The sequence below is a fragment of the Williamwhitmania sp. genome, assembly GCA_035529935.1.
Lineage (GTDB): Bacteria > Bacteroidota > Bacteroidia > Bacteroidales > Williamwhitmaniaceae > Williamwhitmania.
In genome coordinates, this window is record DATKVT010000173.1 from 15964 (window position 1) to 27518 (window position 11555).

At 41.2% G+C, this 11555-nt stretch carries 12 protein-coding genes; all 12 read left to right on the forward strand.

Annotated features, from left to right (window positions below; genetic code table 11):
* Window positions 1-216 precede the first annotated feature (216 nt).
* The 12 genes from VMW01_13250 (at window position 217) to VMW01_13305 (ending at window position 11144) form a co-directional block, all read left to right on the forward strand.
* Complete coding sequence (locus tag VMW01_13250; GenBank protein HUW07218.1) at window positions 217-810, forward strand: dihydrofolate reductase family protein; 594 nt, start codon at window positions 217-219, stop codon at window positions 808-810.
* Between the two features lie 609 nt (window positions 811-1419).
* Window positions 1420-2304 carry a tetratricopeptide repeat protein gene (locus VMW01_13255; GenBank protein ID HUW07219.1) on the forward strand — a complete coding sequence of 295 codons (885 nt, stop codon included), beginning with the start codon at window positions 1420-1422 and terminating at the stop codon, window positions 2302-2304.
* 1206 nt (window positions 2305-3510) lie between these two features.
* The gene (locus VMW01_13260) at window positions 3511-3975 is read left to right on the forward strand and encodes a hypothetical protein (GenBank protein ID HUW07220.1); all 465 of its coding nucleotides are present in this window, start codon (window positions 3511-3513) and stop codon (window positions 3973-3975) included.
* A 453-nt stretch (window positions 3976-4428) separates the two neighbouring features.
* Complete coding sequence (locus VMW01_13265; protein HUW07221.1) at window positions 4429-5187, forward strand: hypothetical protein; 759 nt, start codon at window positions 4429-4431, stop codon at window positions 5185-5187.
* Window positions 5188-5530: 343 nt separating this feature from the next.
* The gene (locus VMW01_13270) at window positions 5531-6316 is read left to right on the forward strand and encodes a nucleotide-binding protein (GenBank protein HUW07222.1); all 786 of its coding nucleotides are present in this window, start codon (window positions 5531-5533) and stop codon (window positions 6314-6316) included.
* Window positions 6317-6483: 167 nt separating this feature from the next.
* The gene (gene rsgA / locus VMW01_13275; protein HUW07223.1) at window positions 6484-7551 is read left to right on the forward strand and encodes a ribosome small subunit-dependent GTPase A; all 1068 of its coding nucleotides are present in this window, start codon (window positions 6484-6486) and stop codon (window positions 7549-7551) included.
* 563 nt (window positions 7552-8114) lie between these two features.
* On the forward strand, window positions 8115-8378 hold the full coding sequence (locus VMW01_13280; GenBank protein ID HUW07224.1) for a hypothetical protein: 264 nt from the start codon (window positions 8115-8117) through the stop codon (window positions 8376-8378).
* Complete coding sequence (locus VMW01_13285) at window positions 8375-8731, forward strand: type II toxin-antitoxin system PemK/MazF family toxin (protein ID HUW07225.1); 357 nt, start codon at window positions 8375-8377, stop codon at window positions 8729-8731. Before VMW01_13280 ends, VMW01_13285 begins: the two co-directional genes overlap by 4 nt.
* Window positions 8732-8955: 224 nt before the next feature.
* On the forward strand, window positions 8956-9534 hold the full coding sequence (locus VMW01_13290) for a YdeI family protein (protein HUW07226.1): 579 nt from the start codon (window positions 8956-8958) through the stop codon (window positions 9532-9534).
* A 178-nt stretch (window positions 9535-9712) separates the two neighbouring features.
* Window positions 9713-10192 (forward strand): tRNA (N6-threonylcarbamoyladenosine(37)-N6)-methyltransferase TrmO, encoded by a 480-nt coding sequence (gene tsaA, locus VMW01_13295; GenBank protein ID HUW07227.1) that lies wholly within the window; start codon window positions 9713-9715, stop codon window positions 10190-10192.
* Between the two features lie 74 nt (window positions 10193-10266).
* Window positions 10267-10845 (forward strand): hypothetical protein, encoded by a 579-nt coding sequence (locus tag VMW01_13300; protein HUW07228.1) that lies wholly within the window; start codon window positions 10267-10269, stop codon window positions 10843-10845.
* A gap of 116 nt (window positions 10846-10961) precedes the next feature.
* Window positions 10962-11144: a hypothetical protein gene (locus VMW01_13305; protein HUW07229.1), complete on the forward strand. Its 183-nt coding sequence runs from the start codon at window positions 10962-10964 to the stop codon at window positions 11142-11144.
* Window positions 11145-11555 lie beyond the last annotated feature (411 nt).

Genomic DNA, 11555 nt, shown 5'->3' on the forward strand with positions numbered 1-11555 from the left:
CATCCTGCACCGCAATAGCAAATGGTAGTAAAAGAGTCCGAAGTGCTGCAGCAGCGTAACTACAGCCTATCGGTCTAAAAGGCTATAGCCTCTTTTCCTAATCTCCTAACAGCCTCCTCCCTTCCCCCTCGCAGGCGAAGGAGAACATGGGATTGTAACAAAACTAATTTTGAGGAGGTTTGTTAAAGAGTAAATTATATCTGGAGGCAACATACCATGAGAAAAATAATCGTTTTATCATTTATTACCTTAGATGGAGTAATGCAAGCACCGGGGGGACCGCAGGAAGATGAATCGCTCGGCTTTAAGTATGGCGGTTGGGTTGCCCCCTACTTTGACGAAGTTGGTGGTAAGGTAATGGAGAAGCAGCTGAAACCCGCAGACCTTCTTTTGGGCAGAAAAACATTTGAGATTTTTGCCTCCTTCTGGCCTGAACATGCCGACATGTGGCCAGGCATCAACAATGTCAAGAAATACGTCATGTCCGAGACCATGAAAAAGTCAGATTGGAAAAACACAGTATTCATTAACAGCTTGGCAGATATCAAAAAGCTCAAAAGTTCAAAAGGTTCCGACATTCAGGTTCACGGCAGCGGTGAGCTCGTTCAGCTGCTCCTTAACAATGATTTGGTGGACGAGCTCTGGCTCAAAATTTACCCGCTGACTCTTGGTGACGGAAAAAAGCTGTTCGACAGCGGCACCATACCGGCAGCCTTTACCTTAACGGAGAGCTTGGTTACACCAACCGGGGTAATTATTGCCAACTACAAACGAGCTGGAGAAGTGAAGACTGGTACTATTGGAGCTTAAAAGTAAAAAGAGTCCGGAGACAGGAGTCGGAAGTCCGAAGTATTGCAGCTGCGTACCTACAGCCTAAACACCTAATTTCCTAATAGCCTAATTAGTGACAAGTGACGAAAAAGTTGCAGGTTACAAGAGAGTTATCAGTTATGAAGATCCTGATTTATTGGGGAGATGAGTCGAAGCACAGCGAAGATCCGGCCACAAAGAATTAAGAGAATTCAACCGGATGTAGGGTCGAAATATATTTCGCCCAATGAAACAACCCCGAAGGGGTGACAATGTGGTAGCCGGGGGTGTCAACCCCCGGAAATGAAACAGACCTAGCGCGAGCGGTGCGCGCACCTCCGTTGTTCAATGCGCTGAACCTACCCCGCACCGCAATATCCGAAAAGTGTTAAAGGAGACCGCAGCGCTGCTGCTGCGTACCTACAGCCTAACAGCCTAAACTCCTAATCCCCTAATCCCCTAATCCCCTAAAAAAAAACAACGTATCGTTATATTAACTACATTTGGTGAAGGTGTTATAGCATTGTGCAATACAGACAAATAAGAATGAACATATACAGTTTTATCATACAGTAAACGAGCTATTCTTCACTAAACAACAACAACCCTATGAAAAAAATTATTTTGCTTGGAATCATTATCGGATTTATTTCCTGCGATTTTATGAATGGTGTTGCCCAAGAGAAAGTTGCGGATAACCCAGAGCTTGGTGAAATGTTTAAAAGTGACCAAGCCGATAGAACTACTCCAAATATCGATTGGAACATTGTACAAAAACACGATAGCGTAAGGGAAAAAAGAGTCTACGAGCTATTAGATTCGAATAAAGTTCTCACCGCCGAGGACTATTATAATGCAGCTTTGATTTTTCACCATGGAGAAGACTCCATTGCCTATGGAATGGCTATGAAGCTGATGAAAAAATCTATCGAATTGGATCCAACAAGAAATAAATGGTACTTTGCTGTAATGACTGACAGATATTTGTTGAGCATAAATAAACCTCAAATTTATGGTACACATTATAAAAGATTAGACAATCACATTTATGTTAGAGAAGAAATGGACTCAACAAAAATTACTGACGCTGAAAGAATAGAATATGGTGTGGAGACTTTAGCTGAGCAAAGAGAGAAAATAAAAAATTTGAATCGAAAAAAGCTAACTGAATTAGTAGCTGAAGGGAAAACCATTGATGAAATAGTCCTAATTGTCAAGCAAGGAAATGATAAAAATTCTGAATATGATTTGCGTGAAAATTGGATGAATAACTTTGGTTATCAACTTGTGAGGGAAGGAAAAAGGGAAGACGCATTAAAAATATTTAAATTAAATACAGAATTACACCCAAATGCTTTTAACACGTTTGATAGTTACGGTGAATGTCTTTTAGCATTGGGGGACAAAGAAAATGCAATCATTGCATATAAGAAATCCTTAGAATTAAATCCTGAGAATGCAAATGCAAAAAAAGTATTATCAGAAATTGAATAGCAAAGCATAGCAGTGAGTCTTATTGCATGCGAGGCTCAGGTTGTTTTATACCCCGTTTGTTATCCTTAACTTGGTTAGAGGTGGATAATAAACGGGGGAAAATCTGCAACACGTTGCCCCCATGCACCGAAATCACCGAGAGGTGACAAAAGAGTGACGAGTTACAATTCGGAGTGAAACGAAGATCCGGCCACAAAGAATTGAGAGAAGTTAAAGAATTTAGAGAATTCAACCAATTGTAGAGACGCACGATCGTGCGTCTCCTTTTTGTCAATAAGAGAATTCAACCGGATGTAGAGGCGAAATATATTTCGCCCAATGAAATAACCCCGAAGGGGTGACAATTTGATAGCCGGGGGTGTCAACCCCCGGAAAAAGAGAGACCAAGAGCAGGCGGTGCACGCTGGTTCGGTGTTCAAGGCACTTCAGCTTCCATGCACCGCAATATCCGAAAAGTGTTAAAGGAGACCGAAGCGTTGCAGATGAGTACCTACAGCCTATAGCCTATCAGCCTACAGCCTTTTCCCAGCGCCCCAGCGGGGTGCAATCTTAATAGAAATGCATGGATATAAAGAGCAGGCGGTGCACGCTGGTTCGCTGTTCAAGGAACTTTAACTACCATGCACCGCAATAACCATGAGGAAGTAAAAAGAGTCCGGAGACAGGAGCCGGAAGTCCGAAGCGTTGTAGCTGCGTACCTACAGCCTATTAACCTAACAGCCTAATCCACTAAACACCCACCAGCGCCCTAGCGGGGTGCAATCTTAATAGAAATGCATGGATATAAAGAGCAGGCGGTGCACGCTGGTTCGCTGTTCAAGGAACTTTAGCTACCATGCACCGCAATAACCATGAGGAAGTAAAAAGAGTCCGGAGACAGGAGTCGGAAGTCCTAAGTGCTGCAGCTATGTACCTACAGCCTTTTCCCAGCGCCCCAGCGGGGTGCAATCTTAATAGAAATGCATGGATATAAAGAGCAGGCGTTGCACGCTGGTTCGCTGTTCAAGGCACTTCAGCCACCATGCACCGCAATAGCCCATTGGTGGTAAAAGAGTCCGAAGCGCTGCAGCGGCGCAGCTACAGCCTCCTCTCCTAAACCCCTACCCCCTTTAAGAACAACGTAAAGCTATATTAATTACATTTGGTGTATTGTATGCCTTTATCATACATATAAACGAGTTGTGTAGCACATTTAAAATTGGCATTATGAAATATTTTACCAAAATGAGAATTCTTATTCTTTTACTAGCAATAACTTTCTTTGCTGGTTGCAAAACGAATCCTTATAAGCAAGCAGAAGAGAAGGTGAAAAAATTCTTTGTGGAATACGAAACAATTGACGTATCGAAAGCAGTTGATAATTTGTATTCTGAAAACAAATGGTCACATACCATCGACAGCGCAATAAATAATTTAAAGTCTCAATTAAATCTCATTAGAGGACAGGTTGGAGAATACAATGGTTACGAATTAATTACCGAAAAGAAAGTTGGAGATTGTTTCTTACAACTGAGTTATATTGTGAAATATGATAGAATGCCAATACGGTTTTCGTTCCAATTTTACAAACCGAAAAGCGATTGGATAATTTATAATTTCAAATTCGACACAGACGTTAGTGAAGAGATGGATAAGTCAAGTGTTTTATACTTCATGGACCTGGACAAATGATAAAATAGCTATGCACCACAACCACTCAGAGAAGTAAAAAGAGTCCGGAGACAGGAGCCGGAAGTCCGAAGTGCTGCAGCTACGTACCTACAGCCTTTTCCCAGCGCCCCAGCGGGGTGCAATCTTAATAGAAATGCATGGATATAAAGAGCAGGCGGTGCACGCTGGTTCGCTGTTCAAGGAACTTTAGCTTCCATGCACCGCAATAGCCCATTGGTGGTAAAAGAGTCCGAAGCGCTGCAGCGGCGCACCTACAGCCTCCTCTCCTAATCCCCTAATCTACTAACATCCGAATCCCCTATCAGGCTAAGGCCAGGAAGGGGTCGGCAGGCGTATGTAGTAAATTACTTTCCCCTTTTGAATATTGTATAGCTATATTTATTACATTTGGTGTAAATGTGTGACTTTATCATACAAGTAAATAAGTTGTAATGCTTAATTAATACCTTACAAATGAGATACAAATTAATTTTAGTTTTACTTACAATTTCTTTTCAGATAAAAGCTCAAGAGACTGAAATTGTTAAAATTAATAGAACCATAGATAGTATTGACTATATCATTAATCAGAAAAATGAGGAAATTAGGCTATTGGTTGAGAAAAAAAACGCACTTTCTTCCCTAAAAAATAAAATTTTAATTGATAATCAAGTTGGTGAAACTTATGTATGCATATTAGGTACTTGCATTTATGAAACACCAAAACAAAATAAAATGCTCGCACGTTTAAAGGGAGGTGATAAAGTAAAATTACTAGAAACACAAGACAATTTATATAAGGTTTTTTTCAATGGAATTACTGGTTGGACACTAAAAACAGGTTTTGAAAGTGATTTTGAAATTCAAAAAAAAGACGCTGCTGCAAAACAAATACTTATTATTAAAGACAAAGTCGAACAAGAAAAAATATTAAGGGGAAAACAAATTGAGGAAGAAAGAATTGCCAATGAGAAAAAAATAAAACAAGAAAATAGAATTGCACAAACAAAAAGGAAAAATGACTTAATAATCAAATATGGTCAAGATATAGGTTTAAAAATCTTTGATGGTCTAGTATGGATTGGAATGACAAAATCAATGTTAATAGACAGTAGAGGCAGACCAAAGGACATAAATAGAACTGTTGGCAGTTGGGGAGTACATGAGCAATGGATTTATACAGGAATTTACATTTACTTAGAAAATGATATCGTGACCAGTTGGCAAGATTAAAAAATACGAATTACGATCGAGTAGAGGCTCTCCCGCTAGTTGAGCTGACGAGAGAGCATTAGCCTCTATGATCATATGGGACCCGATGCAGCAAGTAACAACAAACGAAAGTTAAGCCCTTACAGCCATGGCGAAGAATAGCACAAAATGAGCTGCTACTAACCGCTAAAAACCTAAACCGCTATGTCTTATTCCTATTTTTATTACATTTGGTGTAATGTGTGAGAAAGCAACTCTAAAGCCTGAAGGTTTATTTTATATTGTGGGATTTTGTCATTTACATAATCGATCGTTGAACTGCTAAAAATTAACGTTAATCATGTTTTATTGTAAAACCGAGTGTATGGAAAAAAAGAGAGAATTTAGAAACGTATTTTTCGACACCTCTATTTTGAAAAACGGGTTAGATAATTTCAACAACGTATCAAAATATGAAAACAAATATGACTCTCAATATCTATCCATTTGGTTTAAAAATGAGGAATGGTTGCACGATAATCTTGATGAATTCTTTTCTGACTATAGAAAAGAATTCATACTTTCAACAATTACAATTAGCTATAAAGAGTATAAAATAGGAATAACAACTGACCATCATCATAATTATACAAGTGTTTCAGCAGCAGCTCCAACAAGGCAAGAAATAGAAAACATTTTAGAATCTTTTGAGAATAGTTGGAAAGATTGTTATGTGGAGAATATAATCGTAGAAAATCAACCTACAATATTTATTGGTCATGGAAGAGACCAACAATGGAAAGACTTAAAAGATCATCTTCATGACAAGCACAAATACAAAATAGAATCATACGAAACAGGTGAAAGAGCAGGACATACAATTAGAGATGTTCTTGAAAAAATGTTAGATAATTCAACTTTTGCAATATTAGTAATGACAGGTGAAGATAAAGTTGCAGAACAATCAAGAGCTAGACAAAATGTTATTCATGAAGTCGGTTTATTTCAAGGTAGACTTGGTTTTAACAAAGCAATTGTCTTGCTTGAAGAGGATACAGAGGAATTTAGTAATATTCACGGAATTAATCAGATTAGATTTAAGAGAAATAGGATAAAAGAAACATTTGGTGACGTATTAGCAGTATTAAAGAGAGAATTTAATAATGAGTAACAGTACAATTATCACAAGCCATCCCTTTCACCTGCTTCAAATTGCCCAAGTTTACCTAATTTGCTTTACCTTTAACACGGTAACGGGCAAAGTGGAAAAAGCCCTGCTTTAGGCAAGCAGAGCGCTACGCCAATTAATAAGTAGTAAAACGCTAAAACGCCACCACAATGGAGCTGGAGAAGCTTGGATACAGCGAGCATTTCAAACGGTTGAGGGAGGAGCACTCCCTCGGCAACGTGGATATGGGTAGGGTTATTGCCGAGCACAAGGAGCGGTATACGGTACGAACCGCCTCGGGCGATTTGGACGCCGAGATAACCGGGAACCTGCGCTTTTCGGCACGGGGGCGCGAAGATTTTCCCGCGGTGGGCGATTGGGTTGCCCTCAATGCCGTCGATCCCGACTTTGCCATTATTGTGGGCATACTGCCACGCACCTCAACCATAGCGAGGCAGGCAGTGGGTCAGCGTGGGGAGGTTCAAATAATCGCCACCAACATCGATTACGCCCTCCTGGTTCAAGCCGTGGATAGGGATTTTAGCATCAACCGCCTGGAGCGCTACCTCACCATCTGCAATGCATCGAGGGTTAGCCCCATTGTGGTCTTAACCAAAACCGACCTGGTGAGCGAGCAGCGGATAGCGGAGATAACTTCCAGCGTAAACCAGCGCGTTAAAGGCATTCCCGTTGTGGCCATCAGCAACCAAACGCAAAATGGCTACGAAGCGTTAACGCAGCATATTGAAAAGGGGAAAACCTACTGCATGCTCGGCTCGTCGGGCGTGGGCAAATCGACCCTGCTGAACAACCTTTCGGGTCGAGATGTAATGAGAACCGATTCCATAAGCACCAGCACCAACAGAGGTCGGCACATTACAAGCCACAGGGAGCTAATTGTGCTGGAGGGTGGCGGCATACTCATCGACAATCCCGGGATGCGGGAGGTTGGCATAACCGATACCACCGGCGGGCTGGAAACCACCTTCGACAGCATTGTAGCCCTCTCCCAAAGCTGCAAGTTCCAGGATTGCACCCACACCAACGAGGTAGGCTGCGCGGTGCTTCAAGCCGTTGAGGAGGGCGAAATAGACAGGGCCTCGTACGAGAACTACCTAAAGATGGAAAAGGAGCGGGAACATTTTGAATCAACCGCCACCGAGCGGCGCAAGAAGGATAAGGATTTTGGCAAGTTTCTAAAGAACTACAAGAAGGACGTTAAGAAAGGTAGATACTAGGTGAGTGGTGAGTGGTGAGTGGTGAAGAGTGAAGAGTGAAGAGTGAAAAGTGAAAGGTTAAAGGTTAAAGGTTAAAGGAAGTGCAGTGGCGTACCTATGGCCTAATTACCTAATAACCTAAATTCCTAACCACCTCTTTAGTGACGAGTGACAGAAAAGTTACAAGTTACAAGAGAGTGATGAGTGATGAGTGATGAGTGAAAGGTGAAAAGTGAAAAGTGAAAAGTGAAAGGAAATGCAGTGGCGTATCTACAACCTTTTCCCAGCGCCACAGCGGGGTGCAATCTTAATAGAAATGCATGGATATAAAGAGCATGCGGTGCACACTGGTTCGGTGTTCAAGGCACATTAGCTACCATGCACCGCAATCACCTAGAGGAAGTAAAAAGAGCCGGAAGTCCGAAGTGCTGCAGCTGCATGCCTAAAGCCTATTGACCTAATCGCTTAACAACCTAATTACCTAAACTGCTAAACACCCATATTTTTACTACATTTGGCGTAAGGTGTGACTTAAACATACCTACAGACCTGTAAGCGTTAAGTGCAGGAAGAAACCAATCCTAATGAAACATTTTGTAATTTTACAAAAAAAGAAGATTATGACTTTTGAGAAAACATATGATATTCAAAAGAATAACCAGCTAGTTATTAATCTACCTGAAAGATTTCGATCGAAAAAAAAGGTGAGAGTTATTATCGAGGATATTGATGAGAATAGAGACGATAAACTCGCCATACTAAAAAAAGCAGCCAGCGACCCTATTTTTCTATCCGATATTGCTGAGATTGATTCTGACTTTAGGTATTCCGATAATGAACTGAAATGAAGATTAATAAATGGACTATTTGGCGAGCCAACCTCGATCCAGTAGTTGGTTCTGAGCAAGGAAAATCCAGACCAGTTTTAATCATCAGCGAGGATGATATTAATTCTTTGCTTAACATAGTCAACATTATTCCTATTACCTCCCGAAAACAAGGCAGAGTAATTTACCCAAATGAGGTTTTGCTACCTGCAGAAATTAGTGGACTCAACAAAGAATCTATCGCTCTTTGCCACCAGATTAGAACAATTGATAAGAGTCGTCTGTCTAAAAAATATGGTCAAATAGCTTCCAATGAAATTCAGAACGAAATTATAGATGCTGTTTGTTTTCAATTAGGCATCATTAGAAACTAAATCCACCACCCCACTGCTCAATCAGCACTTTCGAACCTCTGCAATAAGCCACGCCAATAAACGAACGGTAAGCAGTGCTCTAGCCGCCCTAAACACCTAAATACCTAATCCCCTAACATCCTAAATTCCTAACCACCTAATCCCCTAATCTCCGAACCTCCCTCTCAACCTTCTATTCCCGTTTTTGTTATCTTCATTACATCACGGAGCAAAAAATCAAAAGCATGAATCCAACGGTTGATCTATTTTTAAGCAAAGCCCCAAGGTGGCAGGCCGAGATGGAGCGGTTGAGAGCAATCGTTCTTGGCTGCCAACTCTCCGAAGAGCTAAAATGGGGCAAGCCTTGCTACTCGTATCAGAATAGCAACGTAGCCATAATACAAGGATTTAAGGACTACTGTGCGCTTCTGTTTTTCAAGGGTGCCCTGCTAAATGATCCTAGCGGTATTCTTGTCAAAATGGGGGAAAACACGCAGGCGGGGCGTCAGATTCGATTCACCAATGTGCGGGAGATAGCCGAGCAGGAAGCCGTCATAAAAGCTTACATTTACGAGGCCATTGAGGTGGAAAGAGCTGGGCTGAAAGTGGATTTTAAAAAGACAACCGAGTTCACAATTCCCGAAGAATTTCAGCATAAGCTCGATGAAATCCCGGCCCTGAAAGCCGCGTTTGATGCCTTAACCCCGGGACGGCAACGAGCCTACATTCTCCATTTCGCCCAACCCAAGCAATCCACAACTAGGGAGTCGCGGGTTGAGAAATATATTCCCCAAATTCTCAACGGGAAGGGGTTAAACGACTAGCCATTCAAGGTGAAGCTAAGCCAAACCTTGCAATTTTACCTCTGCACAGGTGGTTATGCTGTTCTTCTGCGGTAACAAAGGAAAGTTAACCACTTAGCCACAATAGTGGTTTTTGCTATATTTGTGCCTGAGTTGGAAAGCAATACACTTTCAGTCAAAGGAGCATAATCGCACCGCAATGGAGATAAAATTTGAATCGATAGGAACCATTCACACGCCATTCAAAACAGGCGAAGGAATGCCCATTCAGTCAGTTAGCGCTGAGGGAGTAAAAGGAACCATTGAGCTAAAGCAGGAGCTAGTTGACGGGTTACTAGACCTGGATGGCTTTTCGCACATCATGCTACTCTACCAATTTCACAAGTCAACCGGCTACAGCCTGCACACAAAGCCGTTCATTCAAGAAACTCCACACGGCGTGTTTGCCACCAGAGCTCCTCAGCGACCCAACTCCATTGGGTTATCGGTGGTAAAGCTCATCAGCATCAGCGGTAACGTGCTGGAAATTGAGAACGTGGATATGCTGGATGGAACACCACTGCTGGATATTAAACCGTATATTTCCCAATTCGACATTCACAAAACCGAAAAGAATGGATGGTTTGAGAAAACCCGGGTTAATCTAAAGGAGGTTAAATCGGACGATAGGTTTATGTAAACAAATTTTACTCTTGGCGAAGTTGGCGCATAGCCACCATAAATCCAACAAACCCATGGTTAACAGTAAGAAGTATGGCAGCAACAAAACGCATAGCAATACTCTTTTTTTGGACAGTAATTCTGACCGTGGGAAGCTGCAGCGGGCAGACTGTGACAACAGGTAAGCTCTATTTAAAGGACTTTGATTTCAAGAGCATTTTCGGTTATAAGACTGGCGATCTGAATACAAGCTACTGCCTACTTGGTCGAGGATTCTTCAGGACAATTCATTCTAACGACGCTGACAGCTTAATGAATTGCTGGTTAACCACACACCCCACCGCAATAGTGGTTAAGGTAACGTCGCTGGCTACTCCCCAAAAATCCAACCCAAGTCTCAATATAGCCTATTGCTGGATAATTGATAACAGCGACACGCTGAACAACTACCTCATTAAGGAGGGTTGCTACCCAGGTGGAACCATGCAAAGACCTCAAACTTGGATTGAAATGTCGAAAGAGGAAAAAGCACTTTACAAAAACGCCGACAAACCAAAAGTTAAGATCCTTGTTGACCAGATAGCATATGAAAATTTTCTCCAGCAAATTATATCGGCAGAAAAATATGCAAAGGAGAACAAGCTGGGAATTTGGTCAAATGCTGATCATTAGGAGTAATTTGCATACCGTTAAGTGAGATTGCACAATCCACTAAGCGACCAAGGCAGGCTTCGGAATGCCTTATTACAATAAATAATTATGTAGTATCTTTACGAAAAGATAAAACTATGCTCACCAAAGATAAGCTAAGTAAGGCAACCCAGAATCTCCCAGATTCTTTCACTATCGACGAGTTAATCGACCAGCTAATTTTCATTGAAAAGGTTGAAGAGGGTCTTCGGCAATCCGAAATTGGTAAGGTAATATCAAATGATGATGTTAAACTCATGATTGACAAATGGTCAAAATAGTTTGGACTGAACTTGCCTTAGCAGATTTACAAGGAAGTAAACGATTTCATAGCTCGAGATTCTTTACGCTATGCCAGAATAACAACAGCCAAAATATACCAAAGAATACAACCTGTAAAGGAGAATCCATTAATTGGGAGAAAAGTTCCTGAATTTAGCATTGAAGAAATTCGCGAAGTTATAGAAGGCAATTATAGAGTAGTAAATGATTATCAGATTGATGTACTGAGGATAATTCATTCTGCTAGGTTAATAAGAAAGAAGAGCATTAACTAAACCACTATGGATTGAAAAATCCATAGGTTTATTGAGTGAATAAAATTCACAAATAAGAGCACAAAAGAAAACAGAACAAACAAGAAACTCATTCATACAAAGATTGAGATTTATAGAAACTGAAAGTGCCTGCAA